The 21,373-nt window shown below is 70.9% G+C and carries 15 protein-coding genes; 6 read left to right on the plus strand and 9 right to left on the minus strand.

All coding sequences use genetic code 11. The annotated features are described in order from the left end of the window. Positions 1-133: 133 nt before the first annotated feature. The 3 genes from AC1U89_RS03305 to AC1U89_RS03315 are packed head-to-tail and all read right to left on the minus strand — an operon-like array spanning position 134 to position 5,933. Positions 134-1,774 (minus strand): alpha-L-fucosidase, encoded by a 1,641-nt coding sequence (locus tag AC1U89_RS03305; protein ID WP_479898257.1) that lies wholly within the window; start codon positions 1,772-1,774, stop codon positions 134-136. An 8-nt stretch (positions 1,775-1,782) separates the two neighbouring features. Beyond that, complete coding sequence (locus AC1U89_RS03310; RefSeq protein ID WP_479898259.1) at positions 1,783-3,960, minus strand: WD40/YVTN/BNR-like repeat-containing protein; 2,178 nt, start codon at positions 3,958-3,960, stop codon at positions 1,783-1,785. Beyond that, entirely contained in the window at positions 3,960-5,933 is a 1,974-nt protein-coding gene (locus AC1U89_RS03315; protein ID WP_479898260.1) for a glycoside hydrolase family 97 protein, read from the minus strand. The genes AC1U89_RS03310 and AC1U89_RS03315 overlap by 1 nt, the downstream gene beginning before the upstream one ends. A gap of 167 nt (positions 5,934-6,100) precedes the next feature. On the opposite strand from AC1U89_RS03315, the gene AC1U89_RS03320 reads away from it, so the two are divergent. The 3 genes from AC1U89_RS03320 to AC1U89_RS03330 all read left to right on the plus strand — a co-directional run bounded on the left by AC1U89_RS03320 (position 6,101) and on the right by AC1U89_RS03330 (position 11,070). After that, entirely contained in the window at positions 6,101-8,584 is a 2,484-nt protein-coding gene (locus tag AC1U89_RS03320; protein WP_479898262.1) for a glycoside hydrolase family 3 protein, read from the plus strand. A 176-nt stretch (positions 8,585-8,760) separates the two neighbouring features. Further along, positions 8,761-10,680, plus strand: a complete 1,920-nt coding sequence (locus tag AC1U89_RS03325) for a sialate O-acetylesterase (protein WP_479898263.1) — start codon at positions 8,761-8,763, stop codon at positions 10,678-10,680. 228 nt (positions 10,681-10,908) lie between these two features. After that, positions 10,909-11,070: a hypothetical protein gene (locus AC1U89_RS03330; protein ID WP_479898264.1), complete on the plus strand. Its 162-nt coding sequence runs from the start codon at positions 10,909-10,911 to the stop codon at positions 11,068-11,070. Positions 11,071-11,074: 4 nt separating this feature from the next. On the opposite strand, the gene AC1U89_RS03335 is transcribed toward AC1U89_RS03330, so the two are convergent. The 3 genes from AC1U89_RS03335 to AC1U89_RS03345 form a co-directional block, all read right to left on the minus strand. After that, the gene (locus AC1U89_RS03335) at positions 11,075-11,551 is read right to left on the minus strand and encodes an ester cyclase (RefSeq protein WP_479898265.1); all 477 of its coding nucleotides are present in this window, start codon (positions 11,549-11,551) and stop codon (positions 11,075-11,077) included. Between the two features lie 71 nt (positions 11,552-11,622). Further along, entirely contained in the window at positions 11,623-12,324 is a 702-nt protein-coding gene (locus tag AC1U89_RS03340; RefSeq protein WP_479898266.1) for a DnaJ domain-containing protein, read from the minus strand. Positions 12,325-12,431: 107 nt separating this feature from the next. Continuing rightward, a complete protein-coding gene (locus AC1U89_RS03345; protein ID WP_479898267.1) occupies positions 12,432-12,773 on the minus strand; it encodes a hypothetical protein in 342 nt (113 codons plus the stop codon). 81 nt (positions 12,774-12,854) lie between these two features. Between AC1U89_RS03345 and pdxH the strand changes: the two genes are divergently transcribed. After that, entirely contained in the window at positions 12,855-13,520 is a 666-nt protein-coding gene (gene pdxH / locus AC1U89_RS03350; RefSeq protein ID WP_479898358.1) for a pyridoxamine 5'-phosphate oxidase, read from the plus strand. Positions 13,521-13,644: 124 nt separating this feature from the next. Here the strand turns inward: pdxH and AC1U89_RS03355 are convergent, their stop codons facing one another. Next, positions 13,645-14,316 (minus strand): TetR/AcrR family transcriptional regulator, encoded by a 672-nt coding sequence (locus AC1U89_RS03355; protein WP_479898268.1) that lies wholly within the window; start codon positions 14,314-14,316, stop codon positions 13,645-13,647. 156 nt (positions 14,317-14,472) lie between these two features. Here AC1U89_RS03355 and AC1U89_RS03360 point away from each other — a divergent pair, with 156 nt between their 5' ends. Next, the gene (locus AC1U89_RS03360) at positions 14,473-15,972 is read left to right on the plus strand and encodes a bifunctional aminoglycoside phosphotransferase/ATP-binding protein (RefSeq protein ID WP_479898269.1); all 1,500 of its coding nucleotides are present in this window, start codon (positions 14,473-14,475) and stop codon (positions 15,970-15,972) included. Positions 15,973-15,983: 11 nt separating this feature from the next. On the opposite strand, the gene AC1U89_RS03365 is transcribed toward AC1U89_RS03360, so the two are convergent. After that, positions 15,984-16,376, minus strand: coding sequence for a hypothetical protein (locus AC1U89_RS03365; protein ID WP_479898271.1), 393 nt, complete (start codon positions 16,374-16,376; stop codon positions 15,984-15,986). A gap of 48 nt (positions 16,377-16,424) precedes the next feature. Beyond that, on the minus strand, positions 16,425-18,206 hold the full coding sequence (locus AC1U89_RS03370; protein ID WP_479898272.1) for an ATP-binding protein: 1,782 nt from the start codon (positions 18,204-18,206) through the stop codon (positions 16,425-16,427). A gap of 223 nt (positions 18,207-18,429) precedes the next feature. Here AC1U89_RS03370 and AC1U89_RS03375 point away from each other — a divergent pair, with 223 nt between their 5' ends. Next, entirely contained in the window at positions 18,430-21,360 is a 2,931-nt protein-coding gene (locus tag AC1U89_RS03375) for a long-chain-fatty-acid--CoA ligase (protein WP_479898273.1), read from the plus strand. The last annotated feature ends 13 nt before the right edge of the window (positions 21,361-21,373 follow it).

A 21,373-nucleotide genomic window follows, 5' to 3' on the forward strand; every position in this document is an offset into this window, starting at 1 on the left:
GCTTCGCGGTCTGTCCGCCCCCGTAGGGGGCGGAGGACGTTGTGGCCGGCGCTCGCTCGGAAACCTCCGCCCCCTATGGGGGCGGACAGGCGACGTAGTCGCCAGGTGGGGGCAAGTGCGCGCGCCTGGGCGCCTAGACCAACCCAGGCCCCGAGATCTTCACCACCGGCGTAAACGCCGGCCGCGTTCCGGGCAGGGTCACCCGCAGCCCCTTCGCATCCCGCTTGAACGCCAAGGGCTCGGGCGAGCCCAGCAGCTCCACCCGCCGCACCTCGCCCGCGCTGGTCGGGCCGCTCGTCGCAAGACTCTCGACCACCAGCTCGCCCGACGGCCACGCCATCGGCAGGGCGAACAAATCCCCGCCCTTGGTGGTGAACCGGATGTCGGCCGCCTCGAACGGCTTGGCGGCCTCCTCGTTCTGCATGCCTTCGACCAGCCTGGTCGGACCCTCGCCGAACACGCGCCACGGCCGCGAGCCGTAGATCGCTTCGCCGTTGACGGCGATCCAGCCGGCCATGCCGTCCAGCACCTTCTCCTCCTTGTCGTCGATCGAGCCGTCGCCGCGCTGGGGGATGGACAGCAGCAGGCAGCCGTTCTTGCTGACCACGTCGATCAGCCGCTGGATCACGTCCCGGGCGCTCTTGTAGCCGTCGCGCTCGTACAGCGGCCGGTCGTAGTGCCAGCTGCCGATGCAGGTGTCGGTCTGCCAGGGTTCGGGCCGCAGGCGGTCGGAGAAGCCGCGCTCGACGTCCTCGACGATGCCCCGGCGTTGCAGGGGGCTGAGCTTCTTGCCGGTCACCACCACGTCGGACGCGCCGCGCCAGGCGCGGGCCTGGTTGTAGTAGTGGGCGGTGGCCGACAGGCCCGCCTGGCCCAGCGGCAGGCCGTAATTGTCGAAATAGACCAGGTCGGGCCGGTAGCGGTCGACCAGGTCGTTCTGGCGCGCGAGCCAGTTCGCCGTGAACGCCGGGTTGTTCGGCGGCGGGGTCTCCACCCACTCGCCGTCGTGGGCGTCGTGCCAGGCGTTGGCGGCCTTGATGCTGTCGATCCCGTCGGGGATGACCATGTTGCGGCCGGTGTAGAGCTCTTGCGGGTCCAGGCCTTGCCACCACTTGCCCTTGCCGTCGGCCTTGGTCAGCTGGAAGGCGTCGTAGCGACGGCCTTTCAGCGGGCCCTCGGCGTCGTAGCCGTAGGCGGTCTGCCACCAGTGCCAGGCGTGGGCCGAGTGGTTGGAGACGCCGAAGCGCATCCCATGCTTGCGGGCCACCTTCTCCCACGTCCCGACGATGTCGCGCCCAGGACCCACGCGCAGGGTGTTCCAGGCGTGGTGGCGGCTGTCGAACATGTCCAGGTTGTCGTGGTGGTTGGCCATCGACATGAAGTACTTGGCGCCGGCGGCCTTGTACTTGCGCATCAGGCCTTCGGGGTCCCACCGGTCGGCCTTCCAGCGCGGGATGAACTCCATGAAGCCGAACTTCGTCGGGTGGCCGTAGGTCTTGACGTGGTGCTCGTAGAACGGGTTGCCCTGCTGGTACATCTGGCGGCCGTACCAGTCGCCGAATTCGGGCACGCATTGGGGGCCCCAGTGGGACCAGATGCCCAGCTTGGCGTCACGGAACCAGTCGGGGGTCTTGTAGCCGCCGGCCAGGGACTCCCAGCTGGGCTGGAAGCCGCCTTTCGACGCGGCGAAGGCGGGCCCCCCGAGCGTGGATTGGGCCGAGGCGGCGGCCAGGCCGGCGCCGAGGTTCAGCAGGTCGCGGCGATTGAGGCTCATGCCTGTCCCTAGTTCTTGGTGGGCGACGGATCGCCGTAGAGGATGCCCCGGCCGTGGACGCCCAGATAGACGCGGCCGTAGCGGTTCGGATCGCCGCTCAGGGCGCGCAGTTCGGCGAAGCCCCAACGGCTGTCGTGCAGCTTGACCCAGGTCCTGCCGACGTCGTCCGAGCGGAACACGCCCTCGACCCCGCCGACCTTGCCCCAGACGAACACCGTCGGATGGGTCTGGCCCGGGGCGGCCTTGCCGAAGCCGACCAGACCGGCGTCGTCGACGCCCGCCACGGCCTTGAAGCTTTCGCCGCCGTTCGTCGAGCGCATCAGGCCCTGGGACGTGGGCAGCCACAGCTCGCCCTCGATACCGGGGACGGCCCTCAGCGGCCCGCCGCCGGCCAGGCCGCGCGCGGTGACCCTGAAGGTCTCGCCGCCGTCGGCGCTGGCCAGCACCGCGCCCTGGGCGGCGTCATAGACGTAGAAGCGCAGCGGGTTCACGCGGTCCGAGGCCGGGGTGAAGTCGGGGCGGTCGCCTCTCGTCACGCCCTGCACCGGACGCCAGGTCCTGCCGTCGTCGCTGGAGACGTAGGGGGCGGCGTTGCGCATGGCCCAGACCATCCGCGCGCCGTCGGCCGACAGGGCGATGCGGCCGGTGTGGATGTGGGCGTCGCGGGGCGGGGAGGCGGCGAACGGCGTCCACGTCTTGCCGCCGTCGGTCGATCGGAAGCCGGCGGTGGGCGTCGGGTCGCTTGTTCGAACAAGGATGGTGGGCTGTAGTTCGGCGTAGTCGAGGCCGCGATTGGTGCCGCCGTGCGGGTCGAAATAGCGGCTGGCCGCCGCGTGATCGAGGTCGTCGTGGCGGAAGCCGCCGATGTCGCCGATCGTGCTGATCAGCGGCTCGCCCGGAGGCGCGACAAGCTCCAGGGCCACGGTCTCCTCCAGGCCCTCGTCGTCGAACCGCCAGTGGGTGGCGCCCGAGCGGTCGGCTTCGGTCAGGTCCTTCGTCCGCCACAGGCCGTAGCCGGTGACATAGATCGCCTCGTCAGGATTGGTCGGGTCGATGTCGATGTCGCCGATCCAGTGGCCCATCCGGCGGCCGGGCTTGCTCTCCAGGCTGTGGATCCAGGGCGCGCCGCCCACGTCGTGCTCGGACTTGTCGCGCAGGGCCTTCCAGCTCTTGCCGCCGTCGGTACTGCGGAAGACGTCGTCGCCCGCCGCCCAGCGGTCGAGGGTGGAGACCACCATCGTCCCCGGATGGGCCGGATCGAGGCTGAGGCCGCCATAGCCGAAGACGTCCGTCCCGCCGGGTTTGACCGGGGTGATGTCGGTCCAGGCGCCGGTGTCGGGGTCCAGTTTCCAGACCGCGCCGTCGGTGACGTCGTTGGGACCCAGGCCGTTGCCATAGGCGATGTAGACGACGCCCTTGGCGTCTATGGCCAGGTGATGCGGGACCAGGCCTTTCGGCTGGCCGGTGACCAGACCCCACGTCGCGCCGCCATCGGTGCTGACCAGCAGGCCGCCGCCCCGCTCTCCCGCCACGCCGGCATAGAGGATCGCCGTCTCGCCGGTCCTGGTCTTCATCACCGGATCGAAGGCCACCAGGGTGACGTGCAGGCGGGGGAAGGCCTCGACCCGCGACCAGGTCGCCCCGTGGTCGGCGCTGCGGTAGAGGCCCTCCTTGGTCCCCAGGAACAGCACCGCGCCCTGGGCCGGATCGACCATCAGCCGCTCGCCGGTGTTGCGGCCGTCCTCGTTGCCGCCGATCCCGACGGGCAGCTCGGTCTTGGTCCAGGTTGTCCCGCGATCGGTGGAGCGCAGCACCGCGCCGCCGCGCGCTCCGGGACGGGTGTATTCGCCGGCCGCCATGTAGAGCCGGTCCGGATCGTGCGGATCGACCGCCAGGCTCAGGGCCCCGGCCAGCTGGCCGTCGGCGCGGGGCAGGGCGTCGTTCAGGGCGACCCAGCGGTTCGTCGTCCGGTCCAGGCGATAAGCCCCGCCGATGTCGGTGCGGGCATAGACCAGCCCCTTCTGCGTCGGGTGATAGACCACGCCGCTGACGAAGCCGCCGCCCAGCACCTCGACGGTGTTCCAGCTGTAGGGCTGGACCTGGGGCGGGGCGGCGGGGGCGGTCCCGGCGAAGGCCAGGACGCCCGCCGCGGCCGCCAGGGCCAGGATGCGCTTCAGGCCGGGCACTAGCGGGCCGGCGTCAGGCGGACGGCCGAGCCGCCGCTGGGCGCCAGCTTCAGGGTGAGGACGTCGCCGGCCTTCACCGTCCGCGTGGAGGCCACGAGATCGGCCGGCGCCGCGCCGTCCTGGCGGATGTCGGCGGTGAAGGCGCCCGCGCCCAGGAAGCCCAGCGGGACCTTCACGGTCCGTCCGGCCTCGTTGGTCATGGCCCCGATCCACCAGTCCGCGCCCTTGCGGCGGGCCAGCACGACCGACTGGCCGATCTCGCCCGTCACGAACCGCGTCTCGTCCCAGGTGGTGGGGGCGGCGGCGACGAAGTCCAGGCCCGCGGGGCTGTCCTTGTAGGTGTCGGGACTATCGGCGACGATGCCGAACGGGCTGTCATAGACCACGTACATGGCCAGGGCCTGGCCGCGCGTGGTCTGGACGAAAGGCAGGTCGTTGCGCGGGGCGAACGTCGCCGGGGCCACGTTGCGGAAGCCGCCGGGCGTGTAGTCCATCGGCCCCAGCAGCATGCGGGTGTAGGGCAGGGTGACGTTGTGGGTGGCGGTCACCCGCCGGCTCCACTTGTTGTACTCCGCGCCCATGACGCCTTCCTGGGTCAGGTAGTGCGGATAGGTGCGGATCAGGCCGGTCGGATGCTCGGCGCCGTGCAGGTCGACCATCAGGTGGTGCTGGCCGGCCTTGGTCAGCAGGCGGTGGTAGTAGTCGACCATGGCCTGGTCGTCGCGGTCCATGAAGTCGACCTTGATCCCCTTGATCCCCCACTGCTCGTACAGCGGGATGGCCTCGTCCATCTGGGCGTCCAGAGCCTTCCAGTTCAGCCACAGCCACAGACCGACCTTGCGGTCCTTGGCGTAGGCGATCAGGCCGGGCAGGTCGAGTTCGGGGATCGGGCGGGTGACGTCGACGCCCGGCCGGACCGCGCCGCCGCCGCCGGCGCCCGCGTGCCAGCCCTCGTCGATCAGCATGTAGTCCAGGCCGTTGGCGGCCGCGAAGTCGATGTAGCGCTTGATGGTCTCGGCGTTCATGCCGGGCTTGGCGACGCCGCTGATCGAGGGGCCGTTCCACCAGTCCCAGGCGGCCTTGCCCGGCTTGATCCACGAGGTGTCGGCCACCTTCGAGGGCGCGCTCAGCGTCGTGACCAACGTGTTCTCGATCAGCTGGCCGGCCTTGGGGGCCACCATCACGATCCGCCAGGGCGAGACCACGTCGGCGCCGATCCGGGTGCGGACGGCCACGGTCGGGTCGTCCAGGCGCGGCGACAGCTTGGCCTGCACGCCCAGCCCGCCGTCGCCGCGGCCGGTCAGGTAGAGGCCGGCATAGTCCTTCAGGTCGGCCTCGGCGATGGCGAAGGCGGCGTTCCCGCCCTCGCAGACCAGGGGTGCGTCGTAGAGATTGTGCTCGCGCAGCTTCGAGGCCTGGACCGGATCGAACTCGCCCTCGTGGCTGGTGCCGAACTTGCCCAGGTTCAGACCCCAGCAGCGGTAGTCGGCCGGGAAGTCGAAGCGGGTCTCCTCGTTGCGGATGTTGACCGCGTCCAGGCCGGCCTGCTGCGGCAGCACGTAGCGGAAGGCGACCCCGTCGTCATAGGCCCGCACGACCACCCGCAACCGACGCTTGCCGCCCTCGGGCTCCTGGAAGTCGACGTCGAGCTGGTTGAAGTGGTCGCGGACCGTCCGGGTCTTGCCGGCCACCAGGTCGTAGGTCGCGTCGCCGCTCGAGGGCGTCGCGCCGGCGATCTTCAGCCCGTGGCTCAGCGAGCCGCCGGCGCTGAGCACCAGGCCTAGCGGGGAGGGGGAGAGCAGGGCTTGGCCCTTGTAGGCCACGGCGTAGCGCGCCTGGCCGTCGCTGTCGGAGATCGTGACCTGCAGGGCGCCGTCGGGCGAGGTCAGCCGCTGTTCGGCGGCGAAGGCGGGAGAGGCGGCGACGATCGCCATGGCCGCACCGGCCATCAGGCCCGCTGCATGAGTCCGCATCTGGTCGTTTCCCCGCTGTCGCTTGATGGGCGTTTCTATTTGTCACACAAATTAGACCGTGTATGGATCGCCGTCGAGCTTTTAGATACCGGTACCAGTCAAGGCGTGCAGATTGCTCCGGCGGCGTCGGTGTGCGACTGACAACGTTGTCGGAAACGAACGATAAAATGTGGGGAGTTATGAACACCAAGGCCTTCTGCGCCGCGTTGCTGGCGACCACCCTCCTGACGGGCCCATTCTTGACCGGCGAGGCGTCCGCCGCTGAGACCAAGAGCACCGCCCATCCCGCCCTGTGGCCCGCCGCCAAGAGCCAGGGCCTGGTGGACCCCCAGACCGAAGCGTTCGTCGACGCCCTGCTGGCCAAGCTGACCCTCGAGGAGAAGGTCGGCCAGATGATCCAGGCGGACACGGCCTCGATCAAGCCGGAGGACCTGAAGACCTATCCGCTGGGCTCGATCCTGGCGGGCGGCAGCTCGCCGCCGCTGGGCGCGCCCGACCGCTCGCCGATCGGCCCGTGGGTCGAGACGGTGAAGGCCTTCCGCGCCGGCGCCGACCAGCGCCAGGGCGGCACGCACATCCCGCTGATGTTCGGCATCGATTCGGTGCACGGCCACGGCAACGCCGTCGGCGCCACCCTCTTCCCGCACAACAGCGCGCTGGGCGCCACCAGGGACCCCGAGCTGATCCGCAAGATCGGCGCGGCCACGGCGCAGGAAACCGCCGCCAGCGGCTTCGACTGGGCGTTCGGTCCGACCCTGACCGTGCCGCGCGACGACCGCTGGGGCCGGGCCTACGAGGGCTATTCGGAAGACCCCGAGATCGTCCGCAGCTACGCCGGCCAGATGATCCTGGGCCTGCAGGGCGCCGTCAGCCAGGGCGGGGTGATCCAGCAGGGCCACGTGGCGGCCAGCGCCAAGCACTTCCTGGGCGACGGCGGCACCCACAACGGCAAGGACCAGGGCGACACCCAGGTCTCGGAAGCCGACCTGATCCGCCTCCACGCCCAGGGCTATGTGCCGGCCATCAACGCCGGGACCCTGACCGTCATGGCGTCGTTCTCCAGCTGGAACGGCGAGAAGATGCACGGCAACAAGAGCCTGCTGACCGACGTGCTGAAGGGCAAGATGGGCTTCGACGGCTTCATCGTCGGCGACTGGAACGGCCACGGCCAGGTGACCGGCTGTACGCCCCGCAACTGTCCGCAGGCCGCCAATGCGGGCCTGGACATGTACATGGCGCCCGACAGCTGGAAGGAGCTCTACGCCAACACCCTGGCCCAGGCGAAGTCGGGCGAGATCCCGATGGCCCGCATCGACGACGCCGTGCGCCGCATCCTGCGCGTGAAGGCCAAGATGGGCCTGTTCCAGCAGGCGCGTCCGCTGGAGGGCCGAGAGTCCGTCATGGCCTCGCCCGAGCACAAGGCCATCGCCCGCCAGGCGGTGCGCGAGTCCCTCGTGCTGCTGAAAAACAACGGCGTCCTGCCGGTGAAGGGCTCGGCCAACATCCTGGTCGCCGGTTCGGGCGCCGACGACATCGGCCAGCAGGCCGGCGGCTGGACCCTGTCGTGGCAGGGCACCGGCAACACCAAGGCCGACTTCCCCAACGCCCAGTCGATCTATTCGGGCCTGAAGGAGACGGTCGAGGCCTCGGGCGGCAGCGCCACGCTCAGCGTCGACGGTTCGTTCGACAAGAAGCCTGACGTCGCCATCGTGGTGTTCGGCGAGACGCCCTACGCCGAGGGCGTGGGCGATATCAAGACGCTGGAATTCCAGCCGGGCAAGAAGACCGACCTGGCCCTGCTCAAGAAGCTGAAGGCCGCCGGCGTGCCGGTGGTGGCCGTGTTCCTGTCGGGCCGCCCGCTGTGGGTGAACCCCGAGATCAACGCCTCGGACGCGTTCGTGGCCGCCTGGCTGCCGGGCTCGGAAGGCGGCGGGATCGCCGACGTGTTGATCGGCGACAAGGCCGGCAAGCCGCGCACCGACTTCCACGGCAAGCTGGCGTTCAGCTGGCCCAAGACCGCCGGCCAGTTCACCCTGAACCGCGGCGACAAGGGCTATGACCCGCAGTTCGCCTATGGCTACGGCCTGACCTACGCCTCCAAGGTCCGGGTCGGGACCCTGTCGGAGAAGCCGGGCTTCACGGTCGCCACCGAGAACGTCAGCGACTACTTCGTGGCCGGCAAGACGCCCGCGCCGTTCGAGTTCAAGGCGACGCCCACCACGGCCGTGCAGGTCCGCCCCGTCGACGCCGGCAACGTGCAGGAGGCAGGTCGCCAGCTGATCTTCTCGGGCGACAAGCCGGCCACGGTGGCCCTGGCCGCCGACCAGGCCTTCGACCTGTCGTTCCAGACCAACGCCGAGATGAACCTGCTGGTCGAGTACCGCCTGGACGCCAAGCCGACCGGCCCGGTCACCCTGGCCAACGGCTGGGGCAAGCTGGACGTGACGCCGGTGCTGAACGCCGCGCCGACGGGCGAGTGGAAGAGCCTGAAGGTGCCGCTCAAGTGCTTCCAGGCGGCCGGGACCGACGTCACCAAGGTCACCACGCCGTTCGCCCTGTCGACCCCGGGGGCGCTCACGGTGTCGCTGCAGACCGTCAAGCTGACCACCGAACCGGCGGGCGCGGTCTGCCCGGCGAAGACTCAGGACTGATTTTTATCCCGCTCATCCCGGCGAACGCCGGGACCCAGATCCTATGGCGGTGTGGATGATTGGAAGGGCTCAGCGCCTTTGGCGTCAGCCTCAAAGCCATTCCATCTGGGTCCCGGCGTTCGCCGGGATGAGCGGATTTTGGGAGTAGGCTCATGCGCTCGAAGTTCCTTGGCCTCATGGCCGCAACGGCTCTGACCGCGCTGAGCCCGGCCCTTGCCCAGGCCGCTCCGCTGCTGGCCCCGGTCTTCACCGACCGCGCCGTGCTGCAGCGCGGCCAGCCGATCCGGGTGTGGGGCGCGGCCCGGCCGGGCGAGGCGGTCGAGCTGTCGCTGGGCGAGGCCAAGACGACCGCGACGGCGGACGCTCAGGGCCGCTGGTCGACGACCTTCCCGGCCCGCGAGCCGGGCGCGGCCCTGACCCTGACGGCCAAGACGAGCGGCGAGCGCCAGACGATCTCGGATCTGCTGGTCGGAGACGTCTGGCTGTGCTCGGGGCAGTCGAACATGGAATATCCGCTGCGCCGGTCGCTGGGCGGCGAGGCCGAGGCGGCCAACTCGGCCGATCCGAACATCCGCCTGCTGCAGACCGGCCGCACCAGCCTGCCCGAGCCGACGACGGCCCTGCCCAAGGAGGCCGCCTGGCGCGCGGCGACCCCGGAGTCGGCCAACAACTTCAGCGCCGCCTGCTTCTTCATGGGCCGCGAGATCAAGAAGACCACCGGGGTTCCGATCGGTTTGATCGACGCCACCTGGGGCGGCTCGGTGATCCAGGACTGGATCAGCCGCGAGGGCCTGCACGCCCTGGGCAGCTATGACGAGGGCCTGGCCGTGCTGGCCGACTATGCCAGGTCGCCGGACCTGGGCATGGCCAACTGGAGCGCCATGCTGGGCCGCTGGGCCGCCAAGGCCGAGCCCCAGGCCGCGACCTGGAGCCGCCCCGACTTCGACGACCGCGACTGGAAGACCATGCCGGCCGAACAGTTCTGGGAGACCAATCCGGGACTTGAGACCTTCGATGGTGTGATCTGGCTGCGGGCGACGATCACCCTGACCGCCAAGCAGGCCAGGCAGGGCGCGACCCTGGCGCTGGGCCCGATCGACGACCTGGACACCACCTTCGTCAACGGCCGCGAGATCGGCTCGTCCCAGGGCTGGGACAAGCCTCGGAACTACAAGATCGCGCCCGGCGTGCTGAAGGCCGGACCGAACGTGATCGCCGTGCGGGCCATCGACACCAGCGGCGGCGGCGGGGCCTGGGGGCCGGCGGTCCAGAAGGGACTGACGTTCGACGACGGTTCGTTCGCCCCGCTGGGCGCGAGCTGGCGCTACAAGGTCTCGGCCGCGATCGCGCAATCGGGGCTGCCGCCCACCGCGCCATGGGTGGGCACCAGCGGGCTGTCGACCCTGCGCAACGGCATGATCGCGCCGCTGATCCCCTACGGCGTCAAGGGCTTCGCCTGGTACCAGGGCGAGGCCAATGTCGCCGAGCCGCAGAACTATCAGCGTCTCTTGACGGCCCTGGTCGCCGACTGGCGCCGGTCGTTTGAGGGAGCGAACCTGCCGTTCCTCGTGGTGCAGCTGGCCGACTTCGGGCCGCGCCAGACGGCGCCGGCCGAGTCCGGCTGGGCGGGCGTGCGCGACGCCGAACGCCGCGTGGCCGCCGCCGATCCCAAGGTGGGCCTCGCCTCGGCCGTCGACATCGGCGACATCTACGACATCCACCCGGCCAACAAGCAGCAGGTCGGTCACCGCCTGGCCCTGCAGGCCCGCAAGCTGGCCTATGGCGAGACGGCCCTGGTCGCCGCCGGCCCGGCCCCGCTGTCGGCGAATCTGTCCGGCGGCGCGGTGGTCGTGCGGCTGGACCAGCCGGCGGTGGTGCAGGCCGACGTCCGGCCCGTCGGGTTCGAGCTGTGCGACGCGGCCGGCGCCTGCCGTTTCGCCGAGGCCGCCCTGGCCGGCGACCAGGTGCAGCTGGCGGTCCCGGCCGGCTTCGCGCCGGTCAAGGTCCGCTTCGCCTGGGCCGACAGCCCGATCCTCAACCTCTACGGAGTCACTGGATTACCGGCGACGCCGTTCGAAATGGCGGTGGCGCCCTAGACCCGTCTGGGCCGCGACAAGGCGGATTCCGAGGGTTTCGCTCGATTTCCAGCCGCCTTCGGCCGCGCCTACGCTGGTGGTCTGGCTTGTGCTGGGGCGCAACCGAACCCGGGTTTGGACGCGGCCTGGCGCGGGCAGGGGGCGGACGGCGCGCGCTGAACCGCGCGCGCCGTTAACCAGCAACGCATTGACCGCAAAGGCATTTGTCTCTCGTGAGGAGAGCGTAGCGTGCCCGATACCGTGTACCAGGAACTGGCGGAACTGTGGGAGGCCGTGTTCGGCGAGCAGCCTTCCGTCGTCGCCGAGCCGGGCCTGACCGCCCAGATACTGGTCGACTGCCTGCCGCCGGCCGAGCCGTACAGCTTCAAGACCGAGGACGAGGAAGAGTAGGGCGCTAGGCGGCCTTGGCGCCCGCCGCCGCGACCAGGGCGCTGAGCGCCTCCATCGCGGTCATGCCGCCCAGCAGCTGACGCACGATGGTCAGGGTGTCGGAATAGATCCGCTCGCAGACCAGGGTCTCGCCGTCGAACAGGAAGAAGGCGGTCATCTGGCACTGGAACGGGCGGCCGGTTGCGGGCAGCGGGCCCAGCGGGCCCGACTGGGTGCCTTCAAGAATGAACTCCACAACGATCCCGTCATCAACATGGCGCAGCGACAGCAGGGTGTTGCGCTGGTCGGGGAAGGTCTGGCGCGAGGTGGTGTAGTAGCGCTCGACGTCGGGGCGGCCGTCGTGGACCGCGCCGGTGGCGATGATCTCGTAGTGGGGATGGGGGAAGGTGGCCAGCACCTTGTCCCAGGCGTGGTCGATCTCGTCGGCCATGTGCTCGCGCACGATCTTTTCGCGGCGGGCGCGCAGGGCTTCGTCGGTCATGGTCCGTCCTCCCGGCCGCTCTTCGGCGGCGTCGGGGGATCATAGGATCGCCGAACGGGCGTTTGGAAGGGCTAAGCCGCCCACGCTGCCGCGAAGCGCTTCAGCTGCGAGCGGGCCGCGCTCTCGGCCCCGTCGCCCAGGGCCTCCAGGCGCAGGAAGAGGTCGCCGGCCCGATGTGGACCGCGGGCGGGCAGCCCCTGGCCCGGCAGGCGCACCAGGCCGCGCGCGGCGGCCTTGGTCGAGATCCAGACGAGGCGCGGACCCAGGGCCGTGGTCACCTCGATGCGGCCGCCCTCGGCCAGGGCGCGGGCGTCCAGCCGCGCGGTCAGCCACAGGTCGCCGCCGCGCACCAGGGCGTCGGGGTCGTGCTCGAGCGTCACGCGGAAGGTCACGTTCTCGACCCGCACCTTGTCGTCCTCGCGCAGGCCGGCGGGCAGGGTCAGGCGCAGCTTGCGGGCGTCCAGCGCCAGGTCGAGGGTCCCGCCGGCGAAGGCCAGGGCGGCGTCGATGCGCAGGACGGCCTGTTCGACCCGGGCCGGTTCGGCCACGGCGGGCGGGAAATGGATTTGGCGCGTCGGAGCGTCCTGTAGCAGGCGGTAGGCGGCCAGCACGTCGCGGAACAGGGCCGCGTCGCCGCCGGGACGGTCGGGGTGGGCGCGCTTGGCGGCTTCGCGATAGGCGGCCCGCAGCTCGCGCTCGTCGGCGCCCGGCGCGACGCCGAGGATGGCGCGGGCGGCCTGGAGGCTGAGGACGGGGGACGAGCCGGCGGTCATGCCGCCGACCCTGCCGCCCTTTGGTCAACGGGGCGTTAAGTTAACTTCTAGCGTTTTCGAGCGAAGTGGATACCGGTTCGCGTGAAGAAAACGCGCCAAACAAAAAACTAGCGAATCTGACCGCTTAGCAGCCAGACCAGGCCGAAGATCCCGAACACCCCCGCCACGAAGGCGATCACCGCCCACGAGCCGCTGCGCTTGTGCCAGGTGACCGGCACGTCGAGGTCGGGGCCTTCGACCCGGGCCCGCTCGGCCGCCTTGGCGCGCAGCCGCCAGAAGTTCCAGGCCCCGCCCGCGAACAGGAACAGGCCGCCGGCCGCCAGGATGATCCAGTCCTGGACGTCGTCGCCCTTCCACTTGATCGCCTCGACATAGCCGATCCACAGGCCGGCCGCGCACCACAGCGCCAGGGGGATCCAGGCCAGTCGCGCCCGCGTGCCGAGTTTCATAGGGTGTCCTTCATGTCGCGCGGCAGATGCGCGCGACCGGCCATCCTCGTCAAGCGTGACCCGCCGCTCTATATCCAGACCATGACCGACGCGCCCCTGATCCCCGCCTCGCCGTCCGAGGACGACTATGTCCGCCAGGTGACCGAGGCGACGCCCCCGCCGCTGCTGCCGGAGGGCGACCCGATCCACCTGTTCGAGGCGTGGCTGGCCGAGGCCGGCAAGGGCGAGCCGAACGACCCCAACGCCGTGGCCCTGTCGACGGTCGACGCCGAGGGCCTGCCGGACTCGCGCATGGTGCTGCTCAAGAGCGTCGATGCGCGCGGCTTCGTCTTCTACACCAACACCCAGAGCGCCAAGGGCATGGAGCTGGCCGGCCAGCCCAAAGCGGCCCTGCTGTTCCACTGGAAGTCGCTACGCCGCCAGGTGCGGGTGCGCGGCGTGGTCGAGCCGGTGACCGAAGCCGAGGCCGACGTCTATTTCGCCAGCCGCGCCCGCCACAGCCAGCTGGGCGCCTGGGCCAGCGACCAGTCACGCCCGCTGCCCGATCGCCTGGCCCTGGAGCGCCGAGTGGCCGAGATGGCCCTGAAGTTCGGCCTGGGCAAGGTGCCGCGCCCGCCGCACTGGTCGGGCTATCGCGTCGTCCCCCAAGTCATCGAGTTCTGGCGCGACCGCCCGTTCCGCCTGCACGAGCGGCTGGTCTACGACCGCGCCGGCGAGGGGTGGGAGACGAAGCGGCTGTTCCCCTGAGAAGACACCCTCTCCCATTGGGAGAGGGAGGGACCCGCCGCGAAGCGGTGGGAGGGTGAGGGGTTACACCCTTGCCGATTTCACGCGAACGCCCTGCCGGCTCGCCGGTTGACGCCTTAACCCCTCACCCTCCCACGCTTTCAGCGCGGGCCCCTCCCTCTCCCTTTGGGAGAGGGGTTTTGGTCCCGTACCGCGCCAGGAAGGTCTCCACCGCGTCCGCGCAGATGTCCGCCAGCGGGCGCGTCGGCTGGGCTTCGTCGCCGGCGGTCAGGCCCAGGACCAGGGTGGCGTCGTCCAGCATGCCCAGCAGCTGGCCGCCCGCCCAGGCCGGTTGGTCGATCGTCAGCTCACCGGTCTCGACCAGGTCCTCGATGACCTGGATCGCCGCGCGCCTCAGGTCCTGGTGGGCGTTGTGCAGGACGGGGTCGGTCACGGCCCCGAAGCGTGGCCGCTCGCCGGCCACCATCCGGAACATCGCCCGGGTGGCGGGGCGCGACATGACGCCGGCATAGGCCAGGGCCAGGCCCGTCAGGCGGGCGCGGGCGTCGCCCCGGACCTCGACGCTGGCGCGCACCGGCTCGGCCATGCGCGCCACGGCCTCGTGGACCACGACCTCGAACAGCTTGGCCTTGCTGGGGAAGTGCGCGTACAGGGTGGCGGTGGACACGCCGGCCATCCGGGCGACGGCCTCCATGCCGGCGGCCGTATAGCCCTCCCGCAGGAAGACGCCGCGCGCGGCGGTGAGGATCTCGGACTTCTTGCGTTCCGAGCGGGTGAGGACAGCGCCTGCGAGCATTGGGATTGTGACTCGATCTATGGTTCACGGACCATATGCATGCAACTTAAGCGTAAGCAAGCGCGCCGGGCGCGACGACGCGCGAACTTTCCGCTATGGGGACGCCTTCGCCCGGATCAGGGGCGGTGATCCCGGTGTTTTGACAGAGGCTTGGGCGTGATCAAGGACGCGGAGACGGTTCGCGAGCAGGAAGTGGCCGCCTGGATGGGCGAGCGGGCCGATCGGGTGATCGAGACCTCGTGCGCCCGGGTGTTCCTGGTCGGGGAGGCGGCCTGGAAGGTCAAGCGCCCGGTCAATTTCGGCTTTCTGGACTACTCCACCCTGGAGCTGCGCCGCTGGTCGCTGGAGCGCGAGCTTTCCTTCAACCGCGCCGCCGCGCCCGACATCTACCGCGCCGTGCGCCGCCTGACGCGGACCGACGGCGGCGGGGTCGAGATGGACGGGCCCGGCGAGGTCGTCGAGTACCTGCTGGAGATGCGCCGCTTCGACGAGCAGGGCGTTCTGGCCCAGCAGCCCTGGGCCATCGACGACGCCCTGGAGGAGTCGCTGGGCCGGACCATCGCCCAGTTCCACGCCGGCGCGCCGCTGCGTCCGCAGGGCGGCGGGGTGGGGGCCCTGGGCTACACCATCGCCTCGAACGCCAACCTGCTGCGCGGCCTGGCCCCGCGCCTGGGCGCCCAGGCGGTGGAGCGGCTGATCGCCGAGACCGACCTGGCCCTGGAGCGCCTGGGTCCGCTGCTGAACGCGCGGGCCGGCCAGGGCTTCGCTCGCCATTGCCACGGCGACTTGCACCTGGGCAACATCCTGGTCGAGGACAACAAGCCGATCCTGTTCGACTGCATCGAGTTCAACGACTCGCTGTCGGACATCGACATCCAGTACGACCTGGCCTTCCTGCTGATGGACCTGGACTTCCGCCGTCGCCGCGACGCCGCGGGCCGGGTGCTGAACGCCTATCTGGACGAGGCCGCCCGCACCTTTGGCGAGGGGCTGTGGACCGGCCTCGCGACCCTGCCGCTGATGCTGAGCGTCCGCGCCGCCGTGCGCACCCACGTCTGGGCCTACAGCAACGACGACGAGGCCGCACGCGCCTACCTGGCCACGGCCCTGGAGCACCTGGCGCCCAAGCCGGTCAGCCTAGTGGCCACCGGCGGCTTCTCGGGCTCGGGCAAGTCGACCTTCGCCCGCGTCTGCGCGCCGGGCCTGGGCGCGGCGCCGGGCGCGGTGGTCCTGCGCACCGACGAGATCCGCAAGCGCCTGTGCGGCGTGCCCTCGCTGCAGCGCCTGCCGAAAGAGGCCTACACGGCCGAGATGAGCGACAAGGTCTATGACGAGCTGTTCCGTGACGCCCGCCTGACCCTGGCCGCCGGCCGCTCGGTGGTGGTCGACGCGGTGTTCCTCAAGCCCGAGCAGCGCGCCCGCGCCGAGGCCCTGGCGAAAGAGGTCGACGTAGCCTTCCAGGGCGTCTGGCTGGAGGCCCCGCCCGAGGTGCTGCGCGCCCGCGTCGCCGCCCGCGTCAACGACGCCTCCGACGCCGACGTGGCGGTACTGGAAAGCCAGCTGACCCGCGACACTGGCGAGATCGCCTGGCGCAGGGTCGACACCGTCAGCGCGTTCGAGGACGAGGCCCGGGCCCTGGCGGAGTCGATGGGCTAGGGCTGCTGGGGCTAGGGCGTCGTGCCCTGGACGGGGCCCGGCGAAGCAACGAGCTTGCAGGAGAAGATGTTCGCGGTGGCCGGCCTCGCGGCGGCGTCGCCGACACCCATGCCCAGGACCGCCGGCCGTTGGCTGATCAGTATGGAATAGAGCTGATCGCGATCCCTGCTGCGTGGGCACGGCTCCTTCGCGATCGCCGTGATCGCCGCTCCGGGCGGATCGACGGGCTTCAGCCTCACGGAATAGGCCAGTTCCTCGACTTCGCCCGAGAAGCCGGTGACGGGGGAGGTCGACAGCACGCGCGCCGTGATGGTGGAAAGGGGATCGGCGGCGGTCGCCGGACCCGCGGGGACGCTCCAGACCATCGCCAGGATCGCCAGGACGGAAGCTGAGGCTCGGATCATGGCCCGAGGCTCGGTCGCGCCGGCGCGGAAGTCAATCGGACCTGGGCCCTACGATCCCGTCGCCGCCGCCTCCACGCAGCCCCTGGCCTTGCCCCGCACCGCGCCGCAGATCGACGACAGCAGCTCGACCGGGCGGATCGGCTTGCCCAGGTGGTCGTCGAAGCCCATGGCCAGGAAGCGCTCGCGGTCGCCCGACATGGCCGAGGCGGTCAGGGCGATGACGGGGATCGCCGGGGCGCCCGCCCGGCCGGCGCGGATTTCGCCGAGGGCGGTGATGCCGTCCATCACCGGCATGTTGATGTCCATCAGCACCGCGTCGAACGCGTCGGTCGCCAGGGCGTCCAGCGCCGCCTGGCCGTCGCCGACCACGGTCAGGGCCACGCCGGTGGCCTCCAGCATGGTGCGGACCACGACCTGGTTGATGGCGTTGTCCTCGGCCATCAGGATGCGCAGGGCGTCCAGGTCGGGCTCGTCCTGGTCCTCGACTTCGTCGGCCGCCGCCGCCGTCACGGCGGCCGGCGCCGCGATCGGCGTGGCGTTCAGGGTGAAGACGAAGGTCGCCCCGCCGACGCCGCTTTCCAGAACCAGGTCGCCGTCCATCTGGCGGGCCAGGGCGCGCGAGATGGTCAGGCCCAGGCCCGTGCCGCCGTGGCTGCGCGAGACGGCGTTGTCGGCCTGGGTGAAGCTTTCGAAGATGCGGTCGTGGACGTTGGCGTCGACGCCGACGCCGGTGTCGATCACCCGCAGCCGGACCTCGCTGTCGCCCTGGGCCAGGGGGGCGTTGCGCGCCGACAGCTGGATCGTCACGCCGCCGTGGCTGGTGAACTTCAGGCCGTTGGAGATCAGGTTCATCAGCACCTGGCGGATGCGCTGCGGGTCGGCCAGGACCCAGGCGGGCGAGGACGAGGCGATCTCGACCTTCAGCCACAGGCCCTTCTCGGCGGCGGCGTCGCGCCAGGCGTCGCCGGCCGCGCGGACCAGGTCGTGCAGATTGACGGCCACGCGGTCCAGCTCGACCTTGCCGGCCTCGATCTTCGACAGGTCCAGCACGTCGTTGAGCACCTGCATCAGGCTGTCGCCCGACTTGATCATCAGGCGCACGTGGCGGCGCTGGGCCTCGTTGAGGTTGCTGCGGTCCAGGGCGTAGGCCATGCCCAGCAGGCCGTTCATCGGCGTGCGCAGCTCGTGGCTGGTGACGGCCACGAAGGTCGACTTGGCGCGGTTGGCCTCCAGGGCCCGCTCGCGTTCCTCGCGCAGGCCGCGGGTCAGGGCGTCCATCCGCTTGGCGGCGGCGCGGTTGGCCAGCATGACGTTCAGGGTCGTGGCCACCACCATGACCAGGCCCCAGCGGGCGATGTTCGGACCCACGCCCTGGTCGGGGAAGAAGAACAGCGGGAAGACCACCAGGCTGACCATCGGCGCGAAGGCCGACACCGCGATCAGGGCGGCCGGCTGGTGGCGGAAGTTCTGGGTGTAGACCACCTGGCCCACCCAGACGCAGGCGGCGGCCAGCCGCATGTCGTGCAGCGGCGAGAACCACATGGCCGCCGCCAGCCACGACCAGGTCAGGTTGATCGGCAGGGCGCCCAGCAGGAAGACGGCGCGCATGGTCGGCGTGCCGGCGACGCCCGGCTTGAACCGCCCGGTCGCCAGCCGCGCCAGGCCTTCGCTGGCCAGGAACACCGCCAGCCAGCCCAGGCCGAAGGTCCAGCCCAGGGCCATCTGCGTGACGCCGGCCGCCATCACCGCGGGGATCAGGCGGGACAGCAGCAGGCGATGGGTGTCCATCGCCACTTCGTCCAACCGATCGTCGGCCAAGATGGCGTCCACTCGTCTCACTCGAATCCAGTCCGCTAAGTCGTCCAGTCGACCGATTATAGACGATCAGGGCTTCCAGGAGCTGAACAAGGCGTGCGGCGGATCAGCGCGTCGTGGTCCAGATCCGGGCCCGGTTCGCTCCAGGTTCGCCTCGGGCGCGCCGCGCGTTGCGCCGGGGGCCGGGCGCCGCTAGCCTTGCCTGAACAACGATAATGGAACCAGGAGTGCGGGGGCGATGCAGGGCTTGATGCAGCACGGGGCTTTGACGGTCGACAAGATCATCGACCACGCCGCCCTGTGGCATGGCGGGCGCGAAGTCGTCACGCGGTCGGTCGAGGGGCCGATCGTCCGCACCACCTACGGCGCGGTCCACGACCGCGCCAAGCGGGTGTCCAACGCCCTGCTGGGCCTGGGGATCAAGCCGGGCGACCGGGTCGGCACCCTGGCCTGGAACACCGCTCGGCACATGGAGGCCTGGTACGGCATCATGGGCGTGGGGGCCGTCTGCCACACCCTGAACCCGCGCCTGTTCCCCGAGCAGATCGCCTGGATCGCCAACCACGCCGGCGACCGCGCCATCTTCGTGGACCTGACCTTCCTGCCGATCATCGCCGGCGTCCTGCACCACCTGCCCACGGTCGAGCACGTGGTCCTGTTCACCGACCGCGCCCACATGCCCGCCGACTTCAAGCCGGCCGGCGAGGCGCCCAACTTCAAGGGCCTGCTCTGCTACGAGGACCTGGTCGCCGAGCATTCGGCCGACTGCGCCTGGGGCGGGTTCGACGAGGGCACGGCGGCGGGGCTCTGCTACACCTCGGGCACGACGGGCGACCCCAAGGGGGTGCTGTACTCGCACCGCTCCAACTTCCTGCACACCCTGATCACCCTGCAGCCCGACGTGATGGGCCTGTCGCAGAAGGACGTGATCCTGCCGGTGGTGCCGATGTTCCACGCCAACGCCTGGGGCGTGGCGTTCTCGGCCCCGGGGACAGGCGCCAAGATGGTGATGCCCGGCGCCAAGATGGACGGGGCCTCGATCTACGAACTGCTCGACACCGAGGGCGTGACCTTCTCGGCCGCCGTGCCGACGGTGTGGCAGATGCTGCTGCAGCACCTGAAGGAAAGCGGCGGCAAGCTGCCGAACCTGCGCAAGGTGGTGATCGGCGGGGCGGCCTGTCCCGAGGTGATCATCCGCGCCTTCCAGGAGGACTACGACGTCGAGGTGGTCCACGCCTGGGGCATGACCGAGACCTCGCCGGTCGGCACCCTGTCGGTGATGACCGACGAGCTGGAGAAGCTGCCCTACGACCAGCAGATGCCCTACCGCCTCAAGCAGGGCCGGCCGCCGCTGGGCGTGGAGCTGAAGCTGACCGACGACGCGGGCCAGCGCCTGCCGCACGACGGCAAGAGCTTCGGCAACCTGAAGATCCGTGGCCCGATCATCGCCGCCGAATACTTCCGGGGCGCCGGCGGCAGGATCCTGGACGACGAGGGCTTCTTCGACACCGGCGACGTGGCCACGATCGACGACCACGGCTTCATGCAGATCACCGACCGGGCCAAGGACGTGGTCAAGTCGGGCGGCGAGTGGATCAGCTCGATCGACATCGAGAACATCGCCCTGGGCCATCCCAAGGCGGCGATGACGGCGGTGATCGGCGTGCCCCATCCCAAGTGGGACGAGCGGCCGATCCTGCTGGTCAAGCTGAAGGACGGCGAGACCGCCACCAAGGAGGAGTTCCTGGAGTTCCTGCAGGGCAAGATCGCCAAGTGGTGGATGCCCGACGACGTGGTCTTCGTCGACGAGATCCCGCTGGGCGCGACCGGCAAGATCGACAAGAAGCTGATCCGCCAGCGCATGAAGGACTACATCCTGCCGGGCGTGGCGGCCGCGACCGTCGCCCAGGCCGAGGCGGCCGCGCCGCCCGAGGAGGAGCCGCCGCCCGCCGCCCTGGCCGCCGCCGACGGGGCCCAGGCCGCGCGGATCTACGCGCCCGAGCCGGAGGAGCCGCTGTCGGAGCCGCCGCCCATCCCCGAGCCGGTGGTGGTCGAGGCCCTGGCGCATGCCGAGTCCGAGCCCGCGACGCCCGTCGCCGAGCTGCTGGCCGAAGCCGCCGCCGCGGCGGCCGTCAGTCCCGCCGAGACGCCGCGCCCGGCGCCCGCGCCGCACGTCGAGCCGGTGTTCGAGCAACGCGGCCAGGAGGAGCACTTCCCCCTGGGGCCGCTGCCCGCCGCGCCGGCCCTGGCCCCCGTGCCGGAGGAGGCCTTCCACGCCGAGCCGGTCTTCGTCGCCGAGGAGGCGCCGCTGGCTATGCCGGTCATCCCCGCGCGCCGGGGCAAGAAGGGCAGGGCGAAGGCCAAGGGCGCTGACCAGCCGGCCGCCGGCAAGTCCAAGGGCGGCTTCACGTCCGGCCTGCTGGACCTGATCGTGCTGATCGCCCTGGCGCCCGCCCTGCTGGTCGGGGCCGGCGCCCTGGGCGTGAAGGCCGGGGTGATCCCCCTGGCCCTCGGCTACGATCAGATGACCCTGGACTGGGCGCCCAAGGCGGCCATGCTGGGCGTCGCCACGGGCGTGCTGGGCCTGATCTTCGCCCTGTTCGGCGGCTTCTCGCGGCACTGGAAGAAGGCCCTGCTGGCCCTGGCGGTCACCATCGCCACCCTGGGCGTCATGGTCGCGGCCAACGCCATGGGCGGCCGCGCGCCGCCGGTCCACGACGTCTCCACCGACTGGAAGACGCCGCTGATGCTGTCGGACGCCGCCCTGGCGGCGCGGGGCGACCAGGCCCAGACCGTCGAGACCGATCCCAGCCTGCCGGTCGGCTCGCTGGCCTATGCCGGCCGCCGGATCGCCGACGTCAACGCCGAGACCTGCCCGGCCGCCCGGCCGCTGGTCCTGACGCGCTCGCCCGCCGACGCCTACGAGGCCGCCAAGGCCGCCGTCCAGGCCGCGGGCCTCTCGATCGTCACCGACGACCCGATGGACGGCCGCCTCGAGGCCACCGGCCAGAGCTTCTGGTACGGGCTGAAGGACGACCTGGTGGTGCGGGTGCGCCCCGACGCCTCCGGCGCCCGGGTCGACATGCGCGCGGTCGGCCGCGAGGCCGGCGGCGACATGGGCCGCAACTGCCGCCGGGTGGGCGACCTGCTGGCGGTGGTGAAGGGGTAGGGCGCGTTCGGCC

The sequence above is a fragment of the Caulobacter sp. 05T431 genome (assembly GCF_056665975.1).

Coding starts and splice junctions, on each gene's coding strand:
- AC1U89_RS03305 (WP_479898257.1), bottom strand. CDS start 1,774: ATGAGCCTCAATCGCCGCGACCTGCTGAACCTCGGCGCCGGCCTGGCC.
- AC1U89_RS03315 (WP_479898260.1), bottom strand. CDS start 5,933: ATGCGGACTCATGCAGCGGGCCTGATGGCCGGTGCGGCCATGGCGATC.
- AC1U89_RS03320 (WP_479898262.1), top strand. CDS start 6,101: ATGTGGGGAGTTATGAACACCAAGGCCTTCTGCGCCGCGTTGCTGGCG.
- AC1U89_RS03325 (WP_479898263.1), top strand. CDS start 8,761: ATGGCCGCAACGGCTCTGACCGCGCTGAGCCCGGCCCTTGCCCAGGCC.
- AC1U89_RS03335 (WP_479898265.1), bottom strand. CDS start 11,551: ATGACCGACGAAGCCCTGCGCGCCCGCCGCGAAAAGATCGTGCGCGAG.
- AC1U89_RS03340 (WP_479898266.1), bottom strand. CDS start 12,324: ATGACCGCCGGCTCGTCCCCCGTCCTCAGCCTCCAGGCCGCCCGCGCC.
- AC1U89_RS03345 (WP_479898267.1), bottom strand. CDS start 12,773: ATGAAACTCGGCACGCGGGCGCGACTGGCCTGGATCCCCCTGGCGCTG.
- pdxH (WP_479898358.1), top strand. CDS start 12,855: ATGACCGACGCGCCCCTGATCCCCGCCTCGCCGTCCGAGGACGACTAT.
- AC1U89_RS03355 (WP_479898268.1), bottom strand. CDS start 14,316: ATGCTCGCAGGCGCTGTCCTCACCCGCTCGGAACGCAAGAAGTCCGAG.
- AC1U89_RS03365 (WP_479898271.1), bottom strand. CDS start 16,376: ATGATCCGAGCCTCAGCTTCCGTCCTGGCGATCCTGGCGATGGTCTGG.
- AC1U89_RS03375 (WP_479898273.1), top strand. CDS start 18,430: ATGCAGGGCTTGATGCAGCACGGGGCTTTGACGGTCGACAAGATCATC.